This window comes from Natronorubrum daqingense (assembly GCF_001971705.1).
Lineage (GTDB): Archaea > Halobacteriota > Halobacteria > Halobacteriales > Natrialbaceae > Natronorubrum > Natronorubrum daqingense.
In genome coordinates, this window is record NZ_CP019327.1 from 1,389,593 (window position 1) to 1,416,326 (window position 26,734).

Annotated in this window: 25 protein-coding genes and 1 tRNA gene; 15 read left to right on the top strand and 11 right to left on the bottom strand. The window is 61.9% G+C overall.

Translation table 11 applies throughout. From position 1 onward, the window contains the following. Nucleotides 1-87 precede the first annotated feature (87 nt). The 4 genes from BB347_RS06855 (at nucleotide 88) to BB347_RS06870 (ending at nucleotide 2,274) form a co-directional block, all read left to right on the top strand. Nucleotides 88-642 (top strand): YeeE/YedE family protein, encoded by a 555-nt coding sequence (locus BB347_RS06855; protein WP_076582510.1) that lies wholly within the window; start codon nucleotides 88-90, stop codon nucleotides 640-642. Then, entirely contained in the window at nucleotides 642-1,109 is a 468-nt protein-coding gene (locus BB347_RS06860; RefSeq protein ID WP_076582223.1) for a DUF6691 family protein, read from the top strand. Before BB347_RS06855 ends, BB347_RS06860 begins: the two co-directional genes overlap by 1 nt. Before the next feature lie 116 nt (nucleotides 1,110-1,225). Further along, nucleotides 1,226-1,570, top strand: coding sequence for a glutaredoxin family protein (locus tag BB347_RS06865; protein ID WP_076582224.1), 345 nt, complete (start codon nucleotides 1,226-1,228; stop codon nucleotides 1,568-1,570). Nucleotides 1,571-1,692: 122 nt separating this feature from the next. After that, a complete protein-coding gene (locus BB347_RS06870; protein WP_076582226.1) occupies nucleotides 1,693-2,274 on the top strand; it encodes a DUF7110 family protein in 582 nt (193 codons plus the stop codon). A 133-nt stretch (nucleotides 2,275-2,407) separates the two neighbouring features. Here BB347_RS06870 and BB347_RS06875 read toward each other — a convergent pair whose 3' ends face one another. Then, nucleotides 2,408-2,839, bottom strand: coding sequence for a hypothetical protein (locus BB347_RS06875; protein ID WP_076582227.1), 432 nt, complete (start codon nucleotides 2,837-2,839; stop codon nucleotides 2,408-2,410). A gap of 96 nt (nucleotides 2,840-2,935) precedes the next feature. Between BB347_RS06875 and BB347_RS06880 the strand changes: the two genes are divergently transcribed. Continuing rightward, entirely contained in the window at nucleotides 2,936-4,432 is a 1,497-nt protein-coding gene (locus BB347_RS06880) for an ATP-binding protein (RefSeq protein WP_076582229.1), read from the top strand. 161 nt (nucleotides 4,433-4,593) lie between these two features. Here BB347_RS06880 and BB347_RS06885 read toward each other — a convergent pair whose 3' ends face one another. After that, nucleotides 4,594-5,349: a hypothetical protein gene (locus BB347_RS06885; RefSeq protein WP_076582230.1), complete on the bottom strand. Its 756-nt coding sequence runs from the start codon at nucleotides 5,347-5,349 to the stop codon at nucleotides 4,594-4,596. Between the two features lie 389 nt (nucleotides 5,350-5,738). Between BB347_RS06885 and hmgB the strand changes: the two genes are divergently transcribed. After that, a complete protein-coding gene (gene hmgB, locus BB347_RS06890) occupies nucleotides 5,739-7,076 on the top strand; it encodes a hydroxymethylglutaryl-CoA synthase (RefSeq protein WP_076582232.1) in 1,338 nt (445 codons plus the stop codon). A 142-nt stretch (nucleotides 7,077-7,218) separates the two neighbouring features. Further along, nucleotides 7,219-7,890, top strand: coding sequence for a phosphate signaling complex protein PhoU (gene phoU / locus BB347_RS06895; protein ID WP_076582233.1), 672 nt, complete (start codon nucleotides 7,219-7,221; stop codon nucleotides 7,888-7,890). Between the two features lie 59 nt (nucleotides 7,891-7,949). Here the strand turns inward: phoU and BB347_RS06900 are convergent, their stop codons facing one another. From BB347_RS06900 to BB347_RS06940, 9 genes are all read right to left on the bottom strand, one after another. After that, entirely contained in the window at nucleotides 7,950-8,720 is a 771-nt protein-coding gene (locus BB347_RS06900) for an ABC transporter permease (protein WP_076582235.1), read from the bottom strand. Continuing rightward, the gene (locus tag BB347_RS06905; RefSeq protein WP_076582236.1) at nucleotides 8,717-9,562 is read right to left on the bottom strand and encodes an ABC transporter permease; all 846 of its coding nucleotides are present in this window, start codon (nucleotides 9,560-9,562) and stop codon (nucleotides 8,717-8,719) included. The genes BB347_RS06900 and BB347_RS06905 overlap by 4 nt, the downstream gene beginning before the upstream one ends. Next, the gene (locus BB347_RS06910) at nucleotides 9,559-10,641 is read right to left on the bottom strand and encodes an ABC transporter ATP-binding protein (protein ID WP_076582238.1); all 1,083 of its coding nucleotides are present in this window, start codon (nucleotides 10,639-10,641) and stop codon (nucleotides 9,559-9,561) included. The genes BB347_RS06905 and BB347_RS06910 overlap by 4 nt, the downstream gene beginning before the upstream one ends. A 26-nt stretch (nucleotides 10,642-10,667) precedes the next feature. After that, nucleotides 10,668-11,627, bottom strand: coding sequence for an ABC transporter substrate-binding protein (locus tag BB347_RS06915; protein WP_168170936.1), 960 nt, complete (start codon nucleotides 11,625-11,627; stop codon nucleotides 10,668-10,670). Nucleotides 11,628-12,012: 385 nt separating this feature from the next. Continuing rightward, a complete protein-coding gene (locus BB347_RS06920; protein ID WP_076582241.1) occupies nucleotides 12,013-12,393 on the bottom strand; it encodes a hypothetical protein in 381 nt (126 codons plus the stop codon). Between the two features lie 2 nt (nucleotides 12,394-12,395). Next, complete coding sequence (locus BB347_RS06925; RefSeq protein WP_076582243.1) at nucleotides 12,396-14,159, bottom strand: FAD-dependent monooxygenase; 1,764 nt, start codon at nucleotides 14,157-14,159, stop codon at nucleotides 12,396-12,398. Next, nucleotides 14,159-15,727 carry an electron transfer flavoprotein subunit alpha/FixB family protein gene (locus tag BB347_RS06930; protein WP_076582512.1) on the bottom strand — a complete coding sequence of 523 codons (1,569 nt, stop codon included), beginning with the start codon at nucleotides 15,725-15,727 and terminating at the stop codon, nucleotides 14,159-14,161. Before BB347_RS06930 ends, BB347_RS06925 begins: the two co-directional genes overlap by 1 nt. Before the next feature lie 2 nt (nucleotides 15,728-15,729). Continuing rightward, the gene (locus BB347_RS06935) at nucleotides 15,730-16,599 is read right to left on the bottom strand and encodes an electron transfer flavoprotein subunit beta/FixA family protein (protein WP_076582244.1); all 870 of its coding nucleotides are present in this window, start codon (nucleotides 16,597-16,599) and stop codon (nucleotides 15,730-15,732) included. A gap of 219 nt (nucleotides 16,600-16,818) precedes the next feature. Further along, the gene (locus tag BB347_RS06940; RefSeq protein WP_076582246.1) at nucleotides 16,819-17,679 is read right to left on the bottom strand and encodes a polymer-forming cytoskeletal protein; all 861 of its coding nucleotides are present in this window, start codon (nucleotides 17,677-17,679) and stop codon (nucleotides 16,819-16,821) included. A gap of 126 nt (nucleotides 17,680-17,805) precedes the next feature. On the opposite strand from BB347_RS06940, the gene BB347_RS06945 reads away from it, so the two are divergent. The 8 genes from BB347_RS06945 to gcvPB all read left to right on the top strand — a co-directional run bounded on the left by BB347_RS06945 (nucleotide 17,806) and on the right by gcvPB (nucleotide 26,671). Next, on the top strand, nucleotides 17,806-18,003 hold the full coding sequence (locus BB347_RS06945; RefSeq protein ID WP_076582247.1) for a DUF5800 family protein: 198 nt from the start codon (nucleotides 17,806-17,808) through the stop codon (nucleotides 18,001-18,003). A 129-nt stretch (nucleotides 18,004-18,132) separates the two neighbouring features. Then, nucleotides 18,133-18,217, top strand: a tRNA-Ser gene (locus BB347_RS06950). A gap of 300 nt (nucleotides 18,218-18,517) precedes the next feature. Next, the gene (locus tag BB347_RS06955) at nucleotides 18,518-18,652 is read left to right on the top strand and encodes a transporter (RefSeq protein WP_076582249.1); all 135 of its coding nucleotides are present in this window, start codon (nucleotides 18,518-18,520) and stop codon (nucleotides 18,650-18,652) included. Between the two features lie 169 nt (nucleotides 18,653-18,821). Continuing rightward, entirely contained in the window at nucleotides 18,822-19,631 is an 810-nt protein-coding gene (locus BB347_RS06960; protein ID WP_076582251.1) for a sulfite exporter TauE/SafE family protein, read from the top strand. A gap of 45 nt (nucleotides 19,632-19,676) precedes the next feature. Continuing rightward, nucleotides 19,677-22,139 carry a heavy metal translocating P-type ATPase gene (locus BB347_RS06965; protein ID WP_076582252.1) on the top strand — a complete coding sequence of 821 codons (2,463 nt, stop codon included), beginning with the start codon at nucleotides 19,677-19,679 and terminating at the stop codon, nucleotides 22,137-22,139. A gap of 60 nt (nucleotides 22,140-22,199) precedes the next feature. Further along, on the top strand, nucleotides 22,200-23,525 hold the full coding sequence (locus BB347_RS06970) for an AI-2E family transporter (protein WP_076582254.1): 1,326 nt from the start codon (nucleotides 22,200-22,202) through the stop codon (nucleotides 23,523-23,525). Nucleotides 23,526-23,801: 276 nt separating this feature from the next. Continuing rightward, nucleotides 23,802-25,139, top strand: coding sequence for an aminomethyl-transferring glycine dehydrogenase subunit GcvPA (gcvPA, locus tag BB347_RS06975; RefSeq protein ID WP_076582255.1), 1,338 nt, complete (start codon nucleotides 23,802-23,804; stop codon nucleotides 25,137-25,139). After that, nucleotides 25,136-26,671 carry an aminomethyl-transferring glycine dehydrogenase subunit GcvPB gene (gene gcvPB / locus BB347_RS06980; RefSeq protein WP_076582257.1) on the top strand — a complete coding sequence of 512 codons (1,536 nt, stop codon included), beginning with the start codon at nucleotides 25,136-25,138 and terminating at the stop codon, nucleotides 26,669-26,671. The genes gcvPA and gcvPB overlap by 4 nt, the downstream gene beginning before the upstream one ends. The last annotated feature ends 63 nt before the right edge of the window (nucleotides 26,672-26,734 follow it).

Consider the following 26,734-nt stretch of genomic DNA (forward strand, 5'->3'; position numbering starts at 1 on the left):
CGGTAGGTCGTGCGTCGGCGTCCGAGATGGACACAAGTTTCCCCGGGTCGGTAGGTTTGATACGCTGGCACCCCTTTCCGGTGCATGATGAGTGCAACACTCACTATCGGGTTGCTCGCGGAGCTGTTCCCGAACGGGATCAGCCACTACGCGCTCGGGGGGTTGTTAGTCGGACTCGGGGTTGCCGTCATTTACCTCGGAACGGGGATCGCTGCAGGAGCGAGTACGTTCTTGGAGTCGACGCTCTCCTACGGCTCGAGCCTCTCGCAATTTCAACAGTATCGCGCGTCGCGTGACTGGCGCGTCGTGTTCACGCTCGGTATCGTCGCCGGTGCGGCCGTCTACGCGTTGACGTTCCAGTCGGGTCTGGTTTCGAGTGGGTTGCAGTCGGGCGCAACGACTGGTGAACTTCGTGACGTCGGCGGGATTACGATCTGGTTGACCGACGTCCAGCCGTGGCGGCTGTTCCTCGGGGGCATTCTGATCGGAATCGGCACGCGCGTCGGGAAGGGCTGTACGTCGGGCCACGGTGTCTGTGGCGTCGGATCCGCCTCGAGTGCGTCGTTCGTCGGTGTCGCGACGTTTCTCCTGATTGCGATTGGAACGGCTCAATTGGTGCAGGCCGTGGGGGTGAGCCCGTAATGAGCGCCGACCACGAGCAACATCCGTTGTTCCTTCCGCTGGTGTTTGCTGGCGGTCTCATCTTCGGCTTCGGGCTCGGATTCAGTCACATGGCACAGCCGGAGGTCGTTCTGAACTTCCTCACGTTCGAGGACTTAGGGCTGCTGTTCGTCATGTTCGGTGCGGCTGTCGTAACGGGACTCACGTTCTTCGGCGTGAAGCTCTTCCGGAGTGATGCCCCGTTGACCGGCACCGTTTACGGACGTCGACTGAAGACGCTAGATACGAACGTCGTTCTCGGGGGCGGAATCTTCGGCGTCGGCTGGGGACTTTCCGGGATCTGTCCCGGAGCAGCCTACGCCAGTCTCGGCGTGGGTAACATCTTCATCCTCTATGGAATCGCGGGCATGTTCGTCGGTGCGTACATTCAGGGCTACTGGCGCTCGACGAGCGCCGGGACAGACGCGTCGACACCCACAGCGGAGTGAGAGTGGACGAATTTTCACGCTCGAATCATCGAGAGAGTCTCGAGGCCCGACATCTCGGTGACCAGTTCGGATATGATGACGCAAGGTCTATCCCCCTTCGTCGACATATCTCAGACATGGAGTTCCCACCGAACCAGGGCCTCGATCAGGACGAAGTCGACGAACAGGTAGATGACCTCCTCGCCGACAACGACGTCGTCCTCTTCATGAAGGGGACCGAACTCATGCCACAGTGTGGCTACTCGCGCAAAGCGCTCGGGCTCATCTCCCAACACCGGGAGGAGTTCGAAACGGTCGACGTCCTCGACTCACTCGACGAGTACCGCGCCGCACTCAACCGTCACAGTGGCTGGGAGACGATCCCTCAGACGTTCGTCGACGGCGAGTTCGTCGGTGGATCTGACGTTCTCGAAGAACTCGAGGAGCGCGGAGAATTAGACGAGACGCTCGAAACAGCGTAAGTAACACACGCAATCCGATAGTACATGTATCCGGATTGATTCGAGGCGTATTCAATAGCAGGTCATATAAGTCACGCGCTCGTACTAGGAACTCAGCGACTATCGCCGCAGACCATCCACTCATGTCAACAGAGGAATCCAGACACGTATATCGGCTGCATTCGACGCTCGAATTGCCCCTCGAAGACCTACGCGAACACATCGACGAAGCCACATACCCAGATGGGGTCGCCGACGTGGAGATAACGCGGCGAAATAATACTCTCATTCTCAAAGCTGTCGCCGAGGATGAATCCGTCAGTAAGTATACGCCAACTGCGCAACTCAAAGCGAGTGTCACCGAAAACCGGGTGTACGAAGAGGATCCGGAGGAGCGCCGGAACTCGTTCCGCTGGGACGAGGAGGAAGAAGAGGAAATCGAATCCGAACTCGTCGAGTTCGCCGCGTTCAAAGGCGACCGCGAGACGGTCCTCCAGAACTCCTTGTTGCAGTACCAGATGTTCCTCGTGCTCTGTGAAATCGCGGAGGCGGCGGAGAAAGGGACGCTGACCGCGATTTCAGAACACAGCGGCGACCTCGAGGCGACGCGAATCGTCGAAGGTGAAGCGCGTCCCGCAGATATCGAGGTCGTCGAAGGGCCTCGAGAACACTCCTCCGGCCAAAACGGCGTCAACTGGCGAGACAACAAGTTCATCAGCGACTAGCCGAGTGGAGTGGAGTTCGGTAGCGAGTCGAGTGAATTCGAGAAAGAGTGTCCGTTCTCAGCCGATTCGGTTTCGCGACTGGAGATCCTTCACGAGTCGATAGGTTTCGTCTCGAGAGCGAGTGCTCCGACCGTTAGGCCGAGTCGTAGACGGTGAACTCGCGCCAGTGTCGGAAACACCACATTCCGAGCCCAGTACAGACGAGGCCACACGCGAGCAAGTACACGATCAACTGTGAACTGACGATCTGATCGGGATTCGACAGTCCGTAGCGCAGCCCCTCGATGGAGAAGGCGACCAAGATTCCACTGCCAAGCGCGATTCCCGTCGTCGCAATCAGGACGGTTACCCCGTCGGCGTCGTCTTCGTCGAGTCTCCATAGGATTGTCACGAACGCGATAGCTGTGAGGAGTACGTAGTACTGCAGTCTATCACTACTGGCTGTCACATCACCGGACAGCAGTGCGACAGCTCCGACCATCGCTGCCGTCAAGAGTATCGTGACACCGGCAATCGCCCCGAACACGCGATTATTGATTCTCTCGAGTGTCCGCTTCCAGTTCATGTCCCTTCAAGTACACCCATCCGAGAAAAACGTTGAGGTATCGAACAGCAATATTGACATGAAGTATTTATAGCACGAATTCGAAGGATCGAGCGAATGCCCGATTCCGTCGAAAAATTGGCAGTGTCGACCGACGACTTCGCGTTTCCAGCGGAGGAAATCCTCACAGGGCGGGGATTCATCACTGGCAAGTCGGGCAGCGGCAAGTCGAACACGGCGAGCGTCGTCGTCGAAGAGTTGCTCGATCGGAATCTCCCGTTATTGCTCGTCGATACCGACGGGGAGTACGTCGGTTTGCAAGAGACCTACGAGAACCTCATGCACGTCGGTGGCGCCGATCGCTGTGACCTCCAGATCGACAGCGAGAGCGCGGACAAACTGACGTCGTACGCGCTCGAAGAGCACGTTCCGATCGTGCTCGATATTTCGACGTACCACGACGAGGAGGAAACGGCGGCGGTTCTCGAGGCGACAGTCGAGGCCCTGTTCATCGCCGAACACGAGTACCGAATTCCGTTCTTGCTCTTGCTCGAGGAAGCCCACGAGTTTATCCCACAACAGGGTGGAACCGCGGGAAGCAATCTGAAGTCCTTGTTGATTCGAGTGGCAAAACGCGGCCGGAAGCGGGGTCTTGGTATCTGTGCGCTCTCCCAGCGACCTGCCGCGGTCGACAAGGACTTCATCACCCAGTGTAACTGGTTCGTCTGGCACCGCCTGACCTGGGAGAACGACACGGCCGTCGTTTCCCGAATTATCGGGACCGAGTCCGCCGAGACGGTACAGACGTTAGACGACGGTGAAGCACTCGTGCAGACGGACTGGGCTGAGTCGGTCGACCGCGTTCAGTTTCGACTCCGGCGAACCGACGATGTCGGTTCGACGCCGTCACTCGAGGATCTCGATCGAACGCGTCGAACCGACCAGCCGAACGATGTCAACGGTCCCGATTCGACGTCGGCATCCGGTGGCCCTGCAGATTCGTCGTCCGAATCTTCGAATCAGTCGACGTCGTCCGAGTCTTCGAGTCAGTCGACGTCGTCCGAGTCTTCGAGTCAGTCGACGTCGTCCGAGTCTTCGAGTCAGTTGACATCGTCCGAATCTTCAGGTCAGTTGACGTCGTCGTCGAGTCAGTCGGCGTTATCCACCTCGAGTCGAGCAGACAGACCGGGAGCGTCTGCGTCGAAAACGGACGTGAGTGGAGGGGTTGGTGCCCACACCGCGGAGCGGACCGAAATTCGCTACGACGAATCGACTACGTCTGCGTCGTCGCTCTCCGTCCCCGATCAAAAACCGTCACTCGAGCGACGACTCGACCGGCACAACCCGCCGGAGAACACCGCAGAGCCGCTGTGGGAACTCGGTGCGATGGTCGTCTACCTCTACGACTTACTCGTCTGGTATCACCTGTCTGCCATTTCGACACTCGAGGCCCGGTACGCTCGCTCGATCAGACGGGTCAAAACCGCACTCGTCAGTCGACACTACGCCCGCCGACCACGTCGCTACGAACAGTACCTGTATCGACTGGGTGCACTCCTCACGGTACTCCTCTGTTATGGACTCCTCATCTTGAGTGTGCTCGTATTGGTCTGATCTGGCCTCACTCGAGCGCGACGAGGTGGCGAAGCGATTTTCGACAGCCTGCGACCTCGAGTATGCGTGACGTACAGGGTCGCGCCACCCCTCGAGTCCCTTCCCTACGAGCCACGGCCACGTTCGGTCGCGCGGGTACGCTTCAAAATGCCTGCGGTCGATTAGTCGGAGGGTGTCGGAATCGATTGCCCGACGGCCGGTCCCCGCTCGGTTCGGTAGACGCTCGTGCTGAGCGTTCGAGCCAAATCGGTGTTGGCGTCGACCACGATACGGACTGTCTCGCCGTCGACCGTATTGATGGTGAGGAACGTCTCGTGACGCCGCTCGAGCCGGGGTGGTTCGATCCGATCGGAGTGGCGAGCGGCGTACGCTACGAGTGCCAGACCCCCCACCGTAACGAGCGCGTATAGTGGGGTGAAGACACTCGTCACGAAGACGGCGACGCCCACGAGCGCGGCCAGGGCGAGAATTCCCGCCCCGACGAGGACCGATTCGTACGATCGGTCGACGCGTGACCGGCCGCGAACGCGTTGGACGCCTGCTGTAATCGCGACCGTACCGACGGCGAGGGCGATCGTCGCCAGTATTTGATTCACATCGAGTGCAAACGCAAGTGTGAGGCCGATGCTGACGGCGCTCAAGACGGCCAGCCCGCCCAACAGCGGCGTTCGGTGCGACCGTTCGCCGTCGCTTCGATACTGGGTCTTCGTCCGTCGGTTGCTGTGAATCGAACAGATGTACTCGAAGGGAATGGCGATGTACTCGCCCGCGTTCGAGACGCAGAGTATTCGCCGGTCGGTAACGCCGACCGTGGCCCCACCGCGTAATGGCGTCTCGAGCACGCTCCCGGAGGTGAGATCCTGCACCGATTCGCCGTCGGCCAGATGGGCCGTGAACTGTTTTTCGGCAGATCTCATTCGCGATAGTGATAGCCCGAACCGATACATAGTAAGTCGCTGCCTTTTCGCGGTGTCGTTCGAGAATGCGCGTCGTGATCACGCCGCCGATCGTTTCCTCACGTGAACGTCACGCCGTCGTGAGTTCGCCGAGGGTCGGACGAGCAGTTCCGTTCGTTTTGCCGGTCCGTTCGTTTCATCGGTCGACCGCCTCAGCGATTCGAGTCAACCCGTTATCGATCCGTTTCGTTCTTCCCCCCGTTGGTGTCCCTCCAGAACTCGAGTGTTCGCTCGAGTCGCACTCCTTCGTACATGGGGGCGTGAAGATGCTACCGTAACGTCGAACTGACTCGTCAATTGACGAAATAACGAACGACAATATCATATGGGCGGACCAGTATGAAAGAGATATGACTGCAGTCGGTATCGACGCCGTCGAAATCTGGACCGGGAATCTCAAACTCGACTTACCCGGGACGTTCGCCCCCGAAAAGGACGAAGATCCCGAGAAGTACACCAAGGGGCTCGGCCTCAATGCCAGTTCGTTCCCCGACAGTTACGAAGATATCGTCACGATGGGAGCGAACGCCGCCCACCGACTGATGGAACGCAAGGGCCTCGAGCCGGACGATATCGGCCGAATCGACGTCGCAACCGAGAGCGCGTTCGATAACTCGAAGCCAGTTTCGACGTACGTCGCTGGCTGCCTCGAGCAGGTGTTCGAGGGCGACTTCCACCACGCGAACAAGGGGGAGCGAAAGTTCGCCTGTATCGCTGGGACGCAGAGTCTCGACGACGCGTACAACTGGATCCGCGCGGGCCGGAATCGAGGTCGCTCGGCGCTGGTCATCGCAACCGATACGGCGCTGTACGCACGCGGTGACGCCGGTGAGGCGACGCAGGGTGCGGGTGCCGTCGCGATGCTCATCAGCGAGGACCCGGATTTCGTCACGCTCTCGACCGAGCAGGGCTACGGCTCTGCGGACGAAACGGACTTCCTCAAGCCGAATCAGCAGTTCCCCTCCGTCGACGGCAAACGCTCGGTACAGGTTTACCTCGCTCGCATGCGCGAAGCGTTACAGGACTACGAGCAGGTTGCGGGAGACGTTCACCCCGACGACCTCTCGTTCATCCCGTTCCACACGCCGTTCCCCGGCATGGTCCGCAAAGCCGGCTTGCTCGGGTACCGACACATAACGCGCGACACCTCGTTCGAAGACGATTTGGCCGACGAAATCGGCCGCCAACCCCGTTCCGAGGCGTTCGACACCGACGAGGAGTTTCACGACGCGCTTCGGGAATACATGGACGCGCTCAAGGACACAGACGCCTACCAGGAGTGGTACGCGGAGACAATCGATCCGACACTCACCCTCTCTCGAGAGGTCGGCAACTGGTACACCGGCTCCGTTCACATCGCCCGAATCAGCGCGCTCAAACACGCCCTCGAAGCGGGCCGTGACATGACGGGGGAGCAACTCCTCGTCGGCTCCTACGGCAGTGGTGCCCAAGCCGAAATCCACTCCGAGATCGTCCAGGACGGCTGGGAAGCGGAGATTGAGTCACTAAATATCGACAGCCAACTCGAGGACCGCTACGACCTCTCCTGGGCGGACTACGAGGAGGTCCACGACGTCCACAATCACGACATGGACGTCGACGTCGAGGAATTCACTGCACCCGATTCGGAGTTCGTCTTCGATGGGTGGGGTCGGATGGGCGAACGAAAGTATCGGTACGTCGAGTAGACCCGATTCGTTCGTCATCGTTTTTGCAACCGTCAGTTGTTCCAGTCGAATCGGTTCAGGTCCTACCGACACCCTCCTAGATCTGTCGAAAAACGGTGACGTGAGCGCAAGGTATTTCTTCGCCCGGAAAGGTGCGTGAGTCATGGCTCGACAATCGTATCAAGAACAACTCACGGAACTCCGAGAGGATATTCTCTACATGAGTGAGATTGTTATGGAGCGTCTTCGGATGGGGCTCGATGCCCTCGAGCAGAAAGACGAAGCGCTCGCTCGAGAAGTGATGGAGGGTGACGGCGAGATCAATCGCATGTATCTGGAGTTAGAACAGCAGTGTATCGACCTGCTGGCGCTTCAACAACCCGTTGCGAGCGATCTGCGCTTTATCGCCGCGTCGTTCAAAATCATCACTGACCTCGAGCGAATCGCCGACCTCGCGGTCAACCTCGGTGAGTACACGCTCGAGGCTCAGGAGAACCTCTTTCCCGACGTCGACGTCCAGGAGATGGGCGAGTTGACGCTCGAGATGGTCGAAGACGCGATGATCGCCTACGACGTGGAGGATACCGACTCCTGTCGCGAACTCGCCGATCGAGACGACGATCTCGATCACTTCGCCGAGCGAGCCAGCGAAATCGTCGTTCGCGACCTGATCGAACGCGAACTCGACTCCCCAGAAGAGATCGAAGCGCTCTTGCAGGACGTTTCACGGCTCCTTCTGACGATTCGCGATCTCGAGCGCGTTGGCGACCACTCCGTCAATATCGCCGCCCGAACGGTGTACATGGTTGAAAACGACGACGAACTGATCTACTGATCCGGTGATCTACGGACCGCGTCTGTACCGAATTTCCTTCCTTCGAAGACGGTGTGGGTTCAGGTGAGTCGATCGCCGAGGTAGCCTGCGGCGATCATGACGACGACCAGCACCGTCGCCAGCGCGCTGATCTCCGGGCTGAGACCGGTTCCAATCTGGTTGTAGATGTAGATCGGCACGGTCTGTGAGCCAGCCCCCGTGAGGAACTGCGTCGCCGTGAACTCGCCGAAGGAGATCACGAACGCCAGCAACATACCGGCGGCGACCGCCGGTGCCAGCAGGGGCAACGTGACGTTACACACCGTCTCGATGTTACTCGCCCCGAGCGTCCGGGAGGCGTCCTCGAGTTGCGTATCGAAGGTGAGCAGTCGAGAACGCACGATCAAGAAGACGAACGGGAACGTCAGGACGGTGTGCGTCAAGATGATGACGGGGTAGCCACTGGACATCCCGACCGTGCCGCCGAATCGCAACAGCGCGAGGCCGATGATGACCGGCGAGATCATGATCGGGAGCAACATTACCGTTGCGAGCGTCTCCTTGTAGGGAATCTCGCTCCTGACGAAGCCAAACGCCGTCGCCGTCCCGATCGCTCCGGCCAGGAGCGATGCGGCAACGCCGACGATCACGCTCGAGATAATGCTATCGTAGATTCGCGAGTTGTAGAGGAGTTCGACGTACCACTCGAGGGTCACGCCGTCGTAGGGAATCGTCGGTTGCTCGCTGACGGTAAACGAGGTCAACACGACGATGACGACCGGCAATAACAGGAGGACGTAGACGAGTCCGAGCACCGGCAGTAGTCCGAGTCGCTCGAGTCGTTCGTTCATAGGTCGCCGAGCACCTCCGAGACGTTCGCGAAGTGGTTGAACAGGCCGACGAGGATCAACAGGCCACCCGTAAACACGACGGACATGGCGGAGGCGAGTGGTACGCTGTAGCCCTGTGCGTCGGCGATTCGGTTAGCCATCATGAGGTTCTCGGAACTGCCGAGGAACGACGGCGCGAGGTACGACCCGGCGGCGAGAATGAACACGAACAGCGTCGCCGCGATGACTCCGGGGTAGCTCAGCGGCAAAATCACCGTTCGAAGCGTCTGGAGTTGACTCGCCCCGAGCGTGTGAGAGGCGTTTATCAGTTCGTCGTCGATCGATCGGAGGGAGTTGTAGATCGGTAAGACCGCGAAGGGCAACAACGCACAGACGAGTCCGAGGATGACGCCGTTGCGAGAGAACAGAAACCCGAAGTCGGTGCCGAACACCTGCTGGACCGGCCCCGAGGAGATGAAGAACAACCGAACCCCGAAGAACCGGATGATGATCGCGATCCACAGCGGCAAGAGGACTAACGAGAGCAACAGGATCGCCCGTTTCGACTTGAACGCGATGTAGTACGCGCTCAGGTAGCCAAGGACCAGACAGATGGCCGTCGTGAGGAATGCGTACAGGAACGTCCGCACCAGTGTTTCGCCGTAGACGCCGCTCAACGCCGTTTCGTAGTACGCAAAGAGCGCCCCGTCGCCGAAGTTGAGACTCTCGACGAGGAGGTACAAGACGGGGACGATGAAGAAGACGGTGAGCCACACGACTCCGAGTCCGACGAGCGTCCGCGCCGACACGCGTTTGCGGAGCGCTGGTGGGAGCGAAACCGAATCGAGCCTGATCGTCCTCATAGCACGATCACGTCCGCCGGATCGAATTCGATGCCGATCTCGTCACCGTCCTCGAGGTCTATCGAGGCGTCACCGTAGGCGGTGACGACGGTGCCGTCCTCGAGGGTCGCTTCGATCTCGTTTCGGTGGCCGAGGTACTCGATGTGGGTGATCGTCGCCGAGAAACTGTTCGCCGATTGCGCCGTCGGCGACTCGAGGACCGTGATCTCTTCCGGACGAACGTACAGCGAGCGCTGCCCGTCCTCGAAGTCGGCCGATGTATCGACGTGGACCTGCAGGTCGCCGACGCTAATGGGAGTCGCGTCCGACGCCATTACCTGTCCGTCTCCCTCGAGTCCACGCGACGATTGTGCCGGCGCTCCGGTGAACTTCGTGGACTTGCCGACGAATTCCGCGACGAACTCGGTCTCTGGATCTCGGTAGAGTTCCTTGGGCGTCCCTTCCTGCTCTTTTTTCCCTTCGTTCATCACGATCACGCGGTCGGACATCGAGAGGGCTTCGGCCTGATCGTGCGTGACGTGTAACGTCGTGACGTCGACTTCCCGTTGGATCTTCTTGATCTCGTTTCGCATCGTCTCGCGCAGGACGCGGTCGAGCCCGGTCAGCGGTTCGTCGAGCAACAGAATGTCGGGTTCGTACGCGAGCGCACGGGCGAGCGAGAGGCGGCGCTGTTGTCCGCCGGAGAGTTCGGTCGGCTTGTGATCGCCGTGGCCGTCGAGTTCGACCATCTCGAGGAATCGCTCGGCCTGTTCGTCGTGATCGCGACCCTCGAATTCCTGCATCTTCAACCCGTACGTAATGTTCTCGTGGGCCGTCATGTGCGGGAACAACGCGGAGTGTTGGAACACGAATCCGATGTTCCGTTCGTTCGTCGGCACGTCCGTCACGTCCTCACCGCGAAGGTAGACCGTCCCGTCCGTCGCGTCGCGAAGGCCAGCGATAGCGTGGAGTGTCGTACTCTTCCCACAGCCACTCGGTCCGAGCAAGGTCGCGAACTCACCTTGCTCGAGTTTGAACGAGAGGTCGTCGACGGCGAGGAGTGACCCGTAGGTCTTCGTCAATCCGCTTACTTCGAGCATTATTGTGAAAGTGTCTCTGTCGGAGGTTATCCGGTGATGTTGGCGAAATCCTGTTCGATCCGTTCGATGTTTTCGACGACGAGTTCCCAGTCGAAGGTCAACACGTCGTCCGCGTCGAGAGATTCGAAGCGGCCCTCGAGTTCGTCGTGGTCGCCCTCGAGGGGAATCGGGTAGTAGTGGTGTTCGACCATCTCGAGGGCCGTCTCTTCCTCGTAGATCCAGTTGAGCAGGTCGTAGGCCTCTTCGTGCATGTCGCTCTCCTCGAGAATCGAGAAGGCGACGGACCAGCTGATACAGCCCTCTTCGGGGATGACGTAGTCGACGGGGTCGCCGTCCTCCGCGAGCGTCTCGACGCGACCACCCCACGCGTCGGCGACGTAGGCTTCCTCCTCGCTGAGGTCGCCCATGAAGTCCTGGCCCGAATCCCAGTACTGGTAGACGTACTGATCCATCTCCTCGATTTCGTCCATGACCTCGTCGTAGAGGTCGTCGTCCTCGAGCGCGTCAGCGACGTCGATACCCAGCGCTGCACACGAGTTCCCGAATCGCGTTGGGCCGCTGCTAAACAGCGTCACTTCGCCTTCCAGGTCAGGGTCTTTGATGTCGTCCCAGGAGGTGATCTCGTCGACTTCGTTCGTGTTGTATCCGATTCCCTGGGCGGAGACGTGATAGAACAGTCCTTTGTCGCCGAAGAACTCCTGATCTTGCCACTCTTCTTGGATGTTCTCCGTGTAATTCGGGACTTCGTCGTAGTCGATGTCGAGCAACAGATCCTCGTCGGCGTACTGGACGGAATCCAGCGCGTATCCGTAGGGTGAGAGCGTCACGATATCGTATCCCCCAGGGTCCGTCGACATCTGCTCCATCATGTCAGTGTCGTCCGGCTGTTCGTCGAACTCGATATCGATATCGTTCTCGTCTTCCCACTCTTGGAGCACCTCTATTTCGGCGTCCTGTATCGCACCGCCGCGATTGAGATAGGTCAATGTCTCTCCACTCCCAAGGCACCCAGCTAACGCCACCGCAGACGCCCCAGCACCGAGTTGGAGGTACGATCGTCGCGACATTCCACGTGTGGGGTTCTCTCCCGTACTAACGTCACGCATACTCAGGCCGAGTTTCCCTGACATAATTAATCTTTCGAGATATAATACAAACAGAGGAAGGATATACACTACGTGATTGAACAATAGTAACACTAGTTTCCCCTGACTGACCAGCAGTAATATCTCGATATTTTCTGATCTTCAACCTTCTCTCGGCAAAAGTGACTAAATAAGATAAGACTCGCTACAGCGAGTGTTTTTACAATAATCCAGACTAGTGGAATAAAACCCGACAACTCGACACTGACTCTCTCACCCGAACTGGTTACGAGTGTGACGCTCGAGGCGGGACGCCAGTCAACAACTGCGCGACGTCGTCGATATTCCGGGTGTCTAAGAGTAACTCGGCCGCCTTCCGCACGGAAAATGTCGCATCCAATTCGACGCCGTGACACCGAGCGTAACACTCGAGCCAGTGATTGAGCGCTCGCTCGAGCGCCTCGAATTCGGCGGGTGAGAGGTGAACGAACCGGTCGCCAGTTCGAGCGTCGACGTAAAGCAAGATCGCTCTGCCGGCACCTTCCCGCAGATACGACGACGGATCGACGGCAGCCGGGTCGTCCTCGCCGTCGCGTCTCGCGAGCGCACGGCTGTCTCGGAGGGCCTGGCGCTCGAGCGCGGCGATGCGCGGGCCGTAGCGAGACACGGCTACCCCTCTCGGTACTCGACGCCCTTGCCGCCGCGGGGGTGTTCCCAGTCGGTGTCTGCGACGACGGCGCAGGTCCCACACTCGATACACGGTTGGGTATCGAGGCTGATCAGCGTCTCTGCAGTGCCGTTCGTCTGAACCGTCTCGGCGCGATAACAACCGGCACCGAAATCTTGTGCGCTGACTGGACAGGCACTCACTGCAGCACCGCTCGCGGCCGCGGACTCGTCGAGCAGTTCGATGTGGGGATTGCCCACGTCCGTATCGTAGGTGAGATCCCCGATTCGTTCCTCGAGCGTCGGCGGTTCGACGCCGTTGTCCCAGCGGATCGTCCGCCCGTGTTCTTCGGCGATGACCGTCGGCAGCGTCACGTAGCCGGTGTTCGTGTCGGGCAACATCGACACGAGGAACGGAGAGTTGTAGGCTCGTTTCATCAGCCGCTTCGCGATCGGGTTGCCGACGGCGAGCGAGCCGACGGGCGACTCGAGCACGCGGTCGACGGCACTCGCCACCGCGTCGCGTTCGCCGACGGTTCGGCTGAGTTCGTAGCGACGGGGGCGGAGTTTGTCCATCGTTCCCGACTTCTCGAGCATCTGCGTGTAGCGACGACCCGCGGCTTCGGGGTGGGAGTTGCCCCGCGTAACGACGAACGCGTCGGCTGCGAGCGCGCCCGCGGTGATCGCGTGGTTCATCCCCTTGATGATCGGCCCCTGGGCTTGCATCTGCCCGGCGGCGTCGCCGACGAGCACGAGTCGGTCTCGATAGGGTTCCCGATGGGCCACCTTCTTCGAGTCGGGGACGAGTTTCGCCGCGTACTCGCGTTCGTGGTACTCGTCGCCCAGCCACTGGGCCAGCAGCGGATGGGTGAGCAACGCGTCGAGCAGTTCGTGCGGTTCTGCTTGCTCCTCGACGAGACTGTCGAGGTGGAAGACGGTTCCGATCGACAGCGAGTCCTCGTTGGTGTAGAGGAAGCCGCCGCCGCGGACGTCGGAGAAGAGGTCGCCCGAAAACAGGTGGGCTGCGCCTTCGTCGGCGTCGATACCGAACCGGTTGTCGATGGCGTCGGGGTCCATATCGACGACGGCTTTGACCCCCTGGAACCACTCGTTCGGTTCGTCCCAGTTCATCAATCCCGCATCGCGAGCGAGTTCGGAGTTAACCCCATCGGCGGCCACGATCACGTCCGCCGTGATCGGCTCAAGTTCGTCGCAGGTGACGCCGACGATCTCACCATCTGCTCGCGGGCTCTGCCCGCTCGCACGGTCCGATGGACGCGTGACGCGTCCATCGCTGTTCTCCCTGAGGAGACCGTTTACTCGAACGTCGGTGAGCACGCCCCCACCCGTCTCGCTGGTTTTCTCGTGGACGCGGGTCTCGAGCCACGAGTCCATCTCTCGGCGGAGCACGGCGTCACACCAGTCGGTGTCGTGCTCGTGGAGATCCGTGAGGTCGTAGCTCTTGACGCGATTGCCCGCGATGTTGTGGATCGTGTACTCCGTGACGGGGCGTTCGCTCGCCGCCTCGCGAAAGCCGTCGAAGAGGTCGTCTGCCGTGTAGGCGGCCGACTCCTCGGCGTAGACAAGTCCGCCGGAGACGTTCTTCGATCCCGCCTCCGTGCCGCGTTCGAGGACGAGCGTTTCGACGCCGTGGTCTGCCAACCGGGCCGCCGCTGCGGCACCGCCAGGTCCACAGCCGACCACGATCGCTTCGTAGTGTTCGTACTCGCTCTCCGTCGCCGTCGTCGACTCCGTTCGTACACTCATCAGTCGTCACCTCCGCTACCGTCGGCAACTGCCTCGAGTTCGATTTCGCCCGATTTGACCGCGTCCGTGAGTCGTGGAAGCACCTCGAAGAGGTCGCCCTCGAGGAAGTAGTCCGAAAAGTCCCGTATTCGGGCGTCCGTGTCCGTGTTGATCGCGACGATCGTGTCGGATTCGTCCATGCCAACTTTGTGCTGGACGGCCCCGGAGACGCCCGCTGCGACGTACAACTCGGGGGCGACGACCTGTCCGGTTTCGCCGATCTGGCGCTCTTCTTTCGAGTACTGCTCGACGTGGCCCTCGAACTGGTACGACGAGGTGACGATCCCCCGCGTAATACCGAGTTCGGCGTCTCCGAAGGCGTCGACGAGCTCGAGGCCGAGTTCCATTCCCTCGGTGGGGTCGTCCGCGATTCCGCGCCCGAGACAGACGACCACGTCGTGGCCCGTGAGGTCGACGCCGGCCTCGAGTTGATCGTGTTCGGTGATCTCGACGCGGAACCACTCGTCGGCGAGTTCCATGTCGTGTTCGATCACGAGTCCGTCCCGATCGTAATCGGGTTCGATGGGGTCGAAGCTCCCCGGGATGATCGACGCGCCCTGCGGGTGGAATTCCCGATTCGGGTTGTCGAGACAGAGGATCGTCGAGTACTCGAAGCCCGAGAAGTCCGGGCGCTTCATGTGTAAGACCTTCTCGAAGGTCTTCTTCACGCCGGGTTCGCCGGTCTTGACCGGGTTCGAGACCTCCTCTGCCTCGATGAAAAGGTCCGAACAGTCGGAGGCGAGGCCCGAATCGAGTTCTGCCTGCACCTTCGCCGAGAGGTCCCGCCCGTTGTTCGTCGCCGGGAACAGGATGTACCGAGGCTTGTCGTACTCGCGCCAGTCTGTACTCTCGACGGTCCCTTCGCCGCGGGCCATGTGGGCCGAGATTTCGGTGTAGGGTTTGTGGAGGAACCGCTCGAGACGGTCGTCGTCGTGATACACTGCGACGTCCGCGCCGTAAGCGATGCATTCCTCGGCGAGACTCTCGCAGTCGTCGCCCATCAGGAACGCGACGACGCGTTCTTCCTCGTACTCCTCCTCGAACTGGTCCATCAGTCCGCGCGCCTTGCCGAGCATTTCCCGCGAGACCTCGAGCAACTCGCCTTGTTGCGTCTCACAGAAGACCCACATGTCGGCGTACTCCCCGTCAGCGAGCGCGCGAACGTGCTTCTTGTCGCGCGTTTCCTCGGCCGGTTCGGACTCGTCTTCGTCTTCCGACGCTCCCGGCTCCTCGCCTTCCGTCTCCGCCACCGCTTCGACTTCCTCGCCGTCTGCTTCCTCGCCGACGTCTTCTTTCGTCTCCTCGTATTCGCCTTCGGTCTCAGTTCCTTCTTCGACGCCGTCGGTTTCGTCCGAGTCGATCTCGCCGGTCGCCTCGAGTCTGGCGTGAATCGCTTCCCGAGCCGTTTCTCGGTTTTGTCCCGCCTGTTCGGCCTCGAGAATCGCCTGGAGTTCCGACGATTCCTCGATCGTCTCGAGTTCCTCGGTCAGTTCGTCGACGGTGTGGTCGTCGGGGTCGATTGCAGTCATACTCACTCACCCGCCTCCGCGGCGTAGGGTTGGAATTCCTCGAGCACCGTGCGTAACTCGTCTCCGTCGTCGGGATCGATCATCGTCGCGTCGCGCTCGGAGGGAGCCTTCGGAATCGGATCGACCGACGAAACGATGGTCGGCGAGCCGTCGAGGCCGATGTAGTCGGGATCGAGGTGGAGGTCCTCGTGATCCCACGTCGTCAGGTACTCGTCGTGGTCGGCGGCGCGCTCGGTGGTCTCCGCCCTGAGTCGCTTGTGGGTCAGTCGGTGCGACGCGGTTCTGTAGCTGGGTTCGAACTCCGGGTCGGTGACCACGAAACACGGAAGGGGCGCTTCGACGGTTTCGATCTCGTCGACGTCGCCCTCGACGAGTCGCTTCGCGCGCAGTCGCCGCTCCTCCGGGTCTATGTCGAGCGCGAGGACGTGCGTCACGATCGGCCAGTCCATCGCCCACGCCGTCTGCGGCCCGGTCTGGCCGGTCTCGCCGTCAGCCGTCTTGAAGCCGGCAAAGACGAGATCGACGTCCGCGACTTCCTCCTGGTACGTCTCGAGGCCCGCGCTGAGCGTGATCGCCGTCGCCCACGTGTCGGAGGCGGCGAGTTCTCGGTCGGAGAGCAGGTAGCTGTCGTCGGTGTACACCGTTTCCATCGCCCCTTTCAGGACGTCGCTGTACCCTGGCGGACCCATGCTCATTCCGGTGACGTGCCCGCCGTGGCGGATTTTCGTCTGGAGTGCGGCCTGGACGGCCACCTCGTCGTTCGGGTTCATCACCGTCGGCGTCTTGCCCCGCTCTAAGTGCCCGTCTTCGTCGAACGAGACGGCCCCCTCCGAGAAGTCCGGCACGCCTTTGGTCAGAACAATCGATCGCATCGTCTCCTCCGTCTATAGTGTGTGTCTTTCACTCCCATACCTGGTATCACCTATCGCAATTATCAGTATTAAGAATAGGGGTGAAAATCACCGAAAATTCGAGTAGCGGTGTTCGATCATCCACGCTCGAGTGACTGTCGTGGAAACCGTGGACGAAACGTTGTCGTGATGTTGAAGAACGACCAAAAAACGGAAGACGGCGACGGGGTCCGTCAGTCGCTATTCGACGTCGCGCTCGGCCGTTCCCATCGAGATCTCGCCGTCGGCGCGGATCGTCCCGTCGACTTCGGCGTCAGGGCCGAGTTCTAGGTCCACACACGAGACGTCGCCGAGAATTCGCCCGTCGTCTTCGACGGTAACGTCACCATTCCGAGTCGTCAGATCGCCGTGAATGCGCGTGTCGCCGCCGACGGTGACGTCACCTCGAGCCCGGAGGCTACCGAAAATCGTGGTTCCCGCTCCGACGTCGATCGTTTCGGCGCGGATATTGCCGTGGAGGCGACACTCCTCGCCGATCGTCGCTGGAGTGGAGACGCGCCAGGCGTCGTCGCTGACGGTCGCGTTCCGGGGGATCACAAGCGGTTCGACCTCGGGTTGTGCGTCCCCCTCTTCGTCGACGAGTTCGGAGACGAGTCGCTGGGCGGTGTCCTCTTCGCCGACGAGGAGGAGGTGCTTGAGGTAGACGAACAATAATACGATCGTCGGCATGGGGTTTCGGATGACGATCCAGCCGTTCGCCTCGAACCCCTCCTCGATTTCGACGTCGTCGCCGATGTCTAAGTCGCCCGCAACTTTCATTTCGCCGCTGATGTGAACGCGTTCGCCGATATAGGCGTCCTGACCGACGAGGACGTTTTCGGCGACGTCACACCACATGTCGAGTCGGCAGTCGCCGCCGGCTTCGATCGCGCCGCCGAACTCGACGCTCTCGCCGGCGAGGACGTTTCGGCCGCGCACGCCGAACTCGATCGTGGTCCGGGAGCCAACGAGGACGTCGCCGTCGGTTACGAGGTCGACTTCCTTGACTTCCGTCCCGTCGGGAACGACCAGTTCGTCGAGGGGATCCCTGCTGAAGGCCACACTTCGGCCCAAAGGAGGCATCCCCTAATAAACCTCGCGCGTCGTCCGTCGGCCGTCAGACGCACGTCGGACGCAGTTGCGGGTGAGTCGTCTCCCTTTTATGACTCCTGGCCCGTACACTCGAGTATGACTACACTCGCGTTCGACGAAGACGGCGTCGACGTCGTCTACGAAGGCACCGAATTCCGCCTCGAGCGAGCCCTCATCGAAGAGGCGACGGAGAAAGCCTACTACGACGTGACGGACCACGAAGTGTTGAAAATCGTCGCCGAACAGCCGAATCTGCAGGGCGAGCCGCGTCGCGTCGGCGACATTCTCGAGTAGACTCAGTGTGGATTTTCCTGTTCGGTCTCGAGTGCTCGGTAGCAGTGGGTGACTTGAGGACGAGACCGACTCACATCCGGGGAGAAAAATCGAAACGGGTAAAAACGTCTCGCGGGTACGTACGAGTGAGCCGAGATAGCCTAGCCCGGCCAAGGCGGTAGATTCGAAATCTACTGTCCTCACGGACTCGGGAGTTCAAATCTCCCTCTCGGCGCTTTTCACGACGCAACACGGCGAGCGTAGCGAGCCACTGCGTCGTGAAAACGCGAACGGGGAGTTTGAAGTAGACGAGTCGCAGCCCGGGAAGCGAACGGAGTGAGCGACCCGGACCGTCTCGGTGTAGTTCAAATCTCCCTCTCGGCGTTCTTTCGCGAACAAACCCGCGAGCCCCGCGTAGCGTGTGCTCGCATCCGTGAGCGAGCCACTGGCTGGCGTTTGACCGGCGAGTCCTCACGCTCGAGGCGATCAGGCCGTATCACCGCGCTTTTCCCGTCCGATAGTGTCGTCCCCGGACGTGGTTCGACTCTCTACACTCGTCATCCTCGCCGGGATCGTGCTCGTGATCGTGCCGATACCACCGATCGGAATCACGTTGGGTCCTATCTTGATTCTCGTCGGCCTCGCGCTCCGGCTCGTCGCTGGCGTCTGAGCATCGTCGTCGCGGTCGACATCGACCCGTACGACGTCAATCGATCTGTTCGCCGCTCATTTTTGCCCAGACGGTACGGGTACGATCGTCGAACGTCGGTGCTCGAGCGAAACGCACTACACTGTCTGGTGGCTAGGTCGACGTACGAAACTGCGATTGCTACTCAGCTATGGACCCGCTCACGCTCCTGGGAGTCGACGTCGTGTTGTTCTTGCTGATCGGCATACTCGCGGGTGCACACTGTATCGGGATGTGCGGCCCGCTCGTAACGGTGTACGCCGGTCGGATGAGCCCGGAGCACGACGCGAGTGCGGGCAGCCCACAGGACACTCGCTCGAGTCACCTGACGACGTACGAGGTTCGCCAGCACGCGCTGTTCAACCTCGGTCGAACGGCGAGCTACACGCTTCTGGGAGCAGCGTTCGGCGCACTTGGTGGACTCCTGTTCGTCACGACGGCAGAGTTGACGCCGATCGTGGAGGCGACCCGCGGCGGCGTCGGACTCGTCATCGGCGCGTTCGTCATCGCGACGGGCCTGTACTACGTGCGCGGGCGGACGACCGGCGGAATTCGACTCCCCGGCCTCGAGCGGCTCACTGGTTGGCTGACGAAACACGTCGATCGACTCGCGAACGGCCCCGGAATCGTCGGCCTCGGGGCGCTCCACGGGCTGTTGCCCTGTCCGATCCTCTACCCGGCGTTCCTCTACGCGTTCGCGACGGGGTCGCCGACGAGCGGGGCGCTCGCACTCGCCGCGCTCGGGATCGGGACGGTGCCGACTGTGTTCGCGTACGGAACCGTTATCGACTCGGTGAGCGTCGTTCACCGACAACGGGTCCACCGGCTCCTCGGGGTCGCGTTCGTCGTCCTCGGGTACATCCTGCTCGCACACGGGTTGATGAGCCTGGGCATCCACGTCCCACACCCGGAGCTGCCGTTCTACGACGGCCTCGAGACCGGCGGACACGACCACCACTGACGAACGCTCTCAGATTACCATCGATGACCACACACTGACGATCACATGACACCCGCACCCGACACCGAAGATCGAACCGGCTGTACGCTGTGTGAGCTTCCCGTCGAGGAGAGCGGCGTCACCGTGGACGGCAACGCGTTCTGTTGTGCGGGCTGTCGCGACGTTTACGAGACCCTCGGCGACATCGAGACGGTCGACGCAGACGACGTTCGCGAGGCTCGCACGGAAGGCGACGAGGAACGGTCCGTCCCGCCGGATCACGAGACGACGTTCCTCGAGGTCGACGGGATGTACTGTGCGACCTGCGAGGCGTTCATCGAGTCCGTCGCGACGGCCACCGACGGCGTGAGTCACGCGAGCTCGAGTTACGTCACCGATACGGCGCGGATCGATCACGATCCCGAGCGGGTGTCGGTCGAGGATCTGAAAGCGGAGATCAGTCGACTCGGCTACAGCGCGTACGACCGCGAGGATTCGATCAGCCGCCGTCGCGCGAACAACTGGGAGATGGGGCGAATCGCGGTCGGCGTGATGATGGGGATGATGGTGATGTTGCAGTACATCATCATCATCTATCCGACCTACTTCGGGGGGCTCTTCTACGACGAGCGAACGACCGAGTTCTTCACGGAGACGCTCGCGAGCGACCTCGCGACGCCGTTTTACCTGATGATCGGTGCGCTGACGACGATCATTCTTGTCATCACCGGCAAGCCGATTCTGCAGGGCGCGTACGTCGCGGTGAAGACGCGCTCGCCGAACATGGACTTACTCGTCGCGATCGCGGCGGGCAGCGCGTGGCTCTACAGCACGCTCTCGATCGCCGTTAGCGGCCCCCACATTTACTACGACGTGACCGTCGCGATCATCGTCATCGTCTCCGTCGGGAGCTACTACGAGTCCGAGATCAAGCGCAAGGCCACCGAGCGACTCTCCGACCTGACGACCGTGCAGGTCGACGAGGCCCGGCGACTCACAGCGCACGGCGAGACCGAAGACGTGGCACTCGAGGACCTCGAGGCGGGCGACCGAGTCGTCGTCCGATCCGGCGAACGCGTCCCGATCGACGGGAGAGTCGTCGACGGCGAAGCGGCGGTCGACGAGGCCGTCGTAACGGGTGAATCGCTGCCCGTCACGAAAACCGACGGCCACGACGTCGTCGGCGGATCGACGGTCTCGAACGGCGCGCTCACGATCGAGGTCGGCGAGGACGCGACGAGCACGCTCGACCGAATCAGCGAACTCGTCTGGGACCTCCAGAGTGGCACCCACGGCATCCAGAAACTCGCCGACAAACTGGCCACCATCTTCGTTCCGCTCGTGTTGGTCCTCTCCGTGGTCGTAACGACCATCTACCTCCTGACGGGCGCTGGCATCGCGGACGCGTTGCTCGTCGGCCTCACCGTCTTGATCGTCTCCTGTCCCTGCGCGCTCGGCCTCGCAACTCCGCTGGCCGTCGCCGCCGGGATTCGAGACGCCCTCGAGCGATCGATCGTCGTCTTCGACGACAGCGTCTTCGAACGCCTGCGTAGCGCGGAGACGGTCGTCTTCGACAAGACCGGAACGCTCACGACGGGGGACATGACCGTCGTCGAGACGGACTGCGACGGCGACCTCCTCGAGCAGGCGGCGACGCTCGAGGCCCAGTCGTCTCACCCGATCGGTGCGGCGATCGCCGCCGAACGCGCGGTTCCAGACGGCGGCGCGGTCGAGTCCGACGCGGCCAGCGAGCGAGTACAGGAGGCCGACGAAGCGGACGCCAGTGCCGAACGCGTCGACTCTTTCGAGAGTCATCGGAAGGGCGTTTCGGGGGTCGTCGACGGCGAAGAGGTCGTCGTCGGCCATCCGGATCTGTTCCGCGACCGGGGCTGGACGGTTCCTGACGAAATCTCCGACCGGGTCGCGGCGGGCCGTGAAACCGGACGCGTCCCGGTCGCCGTCGGTCGCGATGGTCGGGCAGAGGGGGTCGTCGTCGTCGGCGACGACCTTCGCGAGGGCTGGGAGGAGACGCTCACGGCGATTTCGGACGCCGACGCCGACGTGGTCGTCCTCACCGGTGACGACGCGCAGGCGGCGAGTCGGTTCCGCGAGCACGCGGCCGTCGACCAGGTGTTCGCCGGCGTTCCACCGGAGGGGAAAGCCGAGACCGTCGACCGACTCTCCGCGACGGGCGACACGGTGATGGTCGGCGACGGGACGAACGACGCACCCGCGCTCGCCGCGGCGGACCTCGGCATCGCCCTCGGCGGCGGAACGGCGATGGCCGCCGACGCGGCGGACGTCGCCCTCGTCGACGACGCGCTCTCGTCCGTCGAGACCGTCTTCGAGTTGGCGCAGGCGACAGACCGTCGCGTGAAGGGGAACATCGGCTGGGCCTTCTGCTACAACGGCATCGCGATCCCGCTCGCGGTGACAGGCCTGCTCAACCCCCTGTTCGCGGCGATCGCGATGGGGCTGAGCAGTCTCCTCGTCGTGACGAACTCCTCGAGAGCGTTGCTCGAGGGGTAGGTGACTCGTTGCGACAGAACAGTCACTGCAGTAATTTGTCGTGACCTCGTAGGGTGGGCTATGTCCGATCGATCCACGCCGTCCCGGTGGTTCTCCGAACGCCCCGGATTGAGCCTACTCACGATCCTCAGCACCGCCCTTGCGGTTTTGATTATCCTTCCGTATCTCCAGTACGTTCTCCTCGCCATCGTGCTCGCGTACGTTCTCATGCCGGCCCAGCGTCGCCTCGAGCAGTACGTGCGCTCGATGACGGCCGCGCTCGTGCTCGTCGCTGTCGCCATCCTCGTTATTCTCCTGCCGGTGATGTACGTCCTCGCGATTGCCCTTCGGGAGGCACTCCAGTTGCTCACGGCCATCCAGGAGGGAACACTCGGGATGGCAGACATCGAACAGCGACTCGAGGCGACGGGGTACGTCATCGACCTGAGCGATCTCTACGAAACGTATCAAGAGCCGATCGGGACGGCCGCACAGGGGCTCGCGACGAGTGGGATCGAACTCGTCAGTGGGCTGCCAGGATTGCTCATCGGGTTGACGGTCACGCTGTTCGTGCTCTTTGCACTGCTCCGTGATGGGGATCGACTCGTTGTGTGGATACAACAGGTGCTCCCTATCGAGGCAGAGATCCAAGAGGAACTGCTGACGGAACTGGATCGGCTCATGTGGGCGTCGGTTGTCGGAAACGTTCTAGTTGCCGCGATTCAGGCCCTCGCACTCGGCATCGGGTTGGCCGTGCTTGGCCTTCCAGCTGTCGTCTTCTTGACGGTCGCGACGTTCGTCCTCGCACTCTTGCCACTCGTCGGCGCGTTCGGTGTCTGGGTGCCGGTCGCACTCTACCTCCTCGTGGTCGGCGATTTCGTCGGTGCCGGTGCGCTCGTCATCTACGGCTCGATCGTTAGCGCCTCGGACACCTACCTTCGACCGGCGCTCATCGGCCGAACGAGCGCGTTCAACTCCGCGATCATCGTCGTCGGTATCTTTGGAGGGATCATCATCTTCGGCGCAGTCGGATTGTTCGTCGGCCCCGTGATCCTCGGCGGCGCGAAAGTCACACTGGACGTCTTCGCTCGAGAACAGACCGCCGAATTGAAACCGCCGATCGGGCCCGGAAGCGATCGGCCAGCCGCGGACCCGGCCGTCGATACGTCCGCACAGACAGGAGTCAGAGCGGTGATCGAAGACGCGACACCGGCCGATGCCGATACTCGAGTGGAATCGGCCGGTTCACAGGCACCATCGGAGAGACAACCGGACGATGGTGATGGTGACGAAGGCGACGATGCGAGCGAGAGCGACGACGAAAACGATGATGACGGTGACAGCGATGACGAAAGCGACGCGATCGACCTCGCCGAGGACGAACCTCGCGACGGCAACGATCGATAGCCGAGAAAGGGCTCGAGTTGCGAGTCGAGGCGAGCCTCGAGAACTATTGAGCGAGACCGAATGCGATCGGGTCTGATAGAACAGTGACAGCTACTGCACCGGACTGTCGTTGGTTTCTACACACTTCCAGTCTCATCGAAGAGGTGCGTTCATTACCCCGTGCGCGTAAGTGCCAGATATCATGTCTCGAGTCGACCATCCACACTCATGTGGGAGAAGTGAGGGGTTTGCTGACCGACACTCACGCCAGACGGTCGACCGGGGCCACAACTAACAATGGATGGATCACACGCAACGGGGAGTCCGTACGCTCCCCATACGGACGCGGAACAGTCTGCAATGCTCGAGGCCGTCGGAGTCGACTCGGAAGCTGAACTCTTCGATATTCCGGAGACCGTCCGGTTCGACGGCGAGTTCGACATCGCGTCTCGATCGGAACAGGAAACGAGACGACTCGTTCGCTCGACGTTGGCACAAAACGACGACCTAACGGAACTGCTCGGCCGCGGGCATTACGGCTACTACGTCCCGTCGCTCGTCGATCACCTCGCGGATCGCTCGGAGTTTCTGACCTCTTACACGCAGTATCAACCGGAGGTCTCCCAGGGCTTTCTGCAGGCGCTCTTCGAGTTCCAGTCGCTGCTCGTCGAGTTGACCGGCCTCGAAATCGCCAACTGCTCGATGTACGACGCCGCGACGGCACTCGGGGAAGCCGCGACGCTCGCCGAGCGCGTCCGCTCTACCAGCGGCCATCGCGTGCTCGTTCCCGACCAGTTACTCGAGGGCCGGCGTTCGACGCTCGAGAACTACGTCGCCGGCACCGATCTCGCAGTCGAGGCGTACGCGACGGCCGACGGAACGGTCGACGTCGGCGCTCTCGAAGAACAGGTCGACGACGAGGTCGTCATGGTGTACGCGGAGAACCCGACGATCCGCGGAACGATCGAGGAACGCCTCGAGTCCATCGGCTCGCTCGCGGGCGAGGTCGACGCGCTGTTCGTCCTCGGCTCCGATCCCGTCGCCCTCTCCGTCCTCAAGCGCCCCGCCGACGTCGGTGCCGACGTCGTCATCGGCGACGCGAGCGTCCTCGGCCTGCCGACGAGCTATGGAATGGGACTCGGGCTCTTCGCGTGTCGCGAGGAGTACCTCCGGCAGGTTCCCGGCCGACTGGTCGGCGTCAGCGAGGACGCGACCGACCGCCGGGCGTTCACGCTCACCCTCCAGACGCGCGAACAGCACATCCGCCGCGAGCGAGCGACGAGTAACATCTGCACGAATCAGGCGTGGGTCGCACTCCGCACGGCGATGCACGCGGCCTCGCTCGGTCCCAACGGCATGGTCGATCTCGCCAACCGCGGCGTCACTCGAGCGACGGATCTCGCGAACCGAATCGACGAGATTCCCGGCGTCGACGCGCCGATTCACGACCGCCACCACATTCGCGAGTTCGTCGCGCGGACCGACCAGCCCGCGAACGTCCTCGCGGCCGACCTCGAGGACCGAGGCTTCGCCGTCCACGTCGTCGGCGACCACGAAATCCAGCTTTGTGTCGCGGGCGTCTCCGACGACCAACTCGACTCGTTCGCCGCGGCGCTCGAGGAGGTGGCACGATGAGCGACCGCGCGGAGGAGTCGCTCGAGGGGGCGGAACAAGTTCGCTACGACCAGGCGCGCTACGTCGAGGACGGCCAGTACGAGCCGTTGCTCTCCGAAAAGGATCTGACTCGAGTCGACATCGGCGACACGGGTTCGGATGCGGACGGGAGCGACGACGGAGCGAGCGCGGACTCGCCGCTCCCCGACGACCTGACGCGTGACTCACTCGAGTTGCCCGAACTCTCCGAGCCGGAACTCGCTCGCCACTACACGCGCCTCTCACAGATGATCTACGGCATCGACAGCGGCCCCTATCCGCTTGGCTCGTGTACGATGAAGTACAACCCCAAGTTCACCGAAGACGTGGCGGCGCTGCCCTCGGGTGCCGTCCACCCCGACCGGTCAGAGCGGTCGATTCAGGGCACGCTCGAGGTTCTCTACCGGCTACAGGACTACCTCGGTCGGATCGGTGGCATGGACGCCGTCACGCTCCAGCCGCCGGCCGGTGCCGCCGGCGAGTTCGTCGGCATCCGCGTCGCCGCGGCCTACCACGAGCACAACGGCGAGGGCCACCGCGACGAGGTCATCGTCCCCGAGAGCGCACACGGAACGAACTTCGCGACCGCAGCACTCGGGGGCTACGACGTGGTCTCCCTGCCGAGTGACGACGACGGCCGCGTGGATCTGGATGCGCTCGAGGCGGCCCTTTCGGAGAACACGGCGGCGCTCATGCTCACGAACCCGAACACGCTCGGCCTCTTCGAGCGCGACATCGAGGAGATCGCGGAGATGGTCCACGACGTGGGTGGGTTGCTCTACTACGACGGCGCGAACCTCAACGCCCTCCTCGGCCGGGCACGGCCGGGCGACATGGGATTCGACGTGATGCACTACAACGTCCACAAGACGTTCGCGACGCCCCACGGTGGCGGCGGTCCCGGTGCCGGCCCGGTCGGCGTCGTCGATGAGTTGGCCCCGTTCCTGCCCGCGCCTCGAGTGCGCGAGGCTGACGAGGACGGCGAGGGCGACGAATCGACGTACGAACTGTTCGATCCCGAGCAAACGATCGGCCACGTCCACGGCTATCAGGGCAACTGGCTCGTACTCGTCAAGGCATTCGCGTACATCGCGCGTCTCGGCGACGAGGGACTGACGGACGCCAGCGCGAAGGCGGTGCTCAACGCGAACTACCTCGCGAGTCAGATCGAGTACGACGTGCCCTACGAGCCGTTCCACCACGAGTTCGTCGCCAGCGCGGGCGACCAGGACGCAGCGGACGTCGCGAAACGAATGCTCGACTACGGTGTCCACCCGCCGACGACCAAGTGGCCCGAAATCGTCCCCGAGGCGCTGATGACCGAGCCGACGGAAATCGAGAGCAAGGACACGTTAGATCGACTCGCCGCCGCGTTCAACGCCGTCGTCGACGAAGACGACGCGACGCTCGAGGCTGCCCCCGACCGAACCACGGCCCGGCGGATCGACCAGACAGCCGCGGCGCGGAGTCCGCGACTCTCGTGGCACGCACTCGACGACGCAGACGAGCGCTAACGCTCGCCACAATTTTCGCGAGCAACGGCCCCCTTCTCGAGTGAACTGTGTTAGACGTCGTGT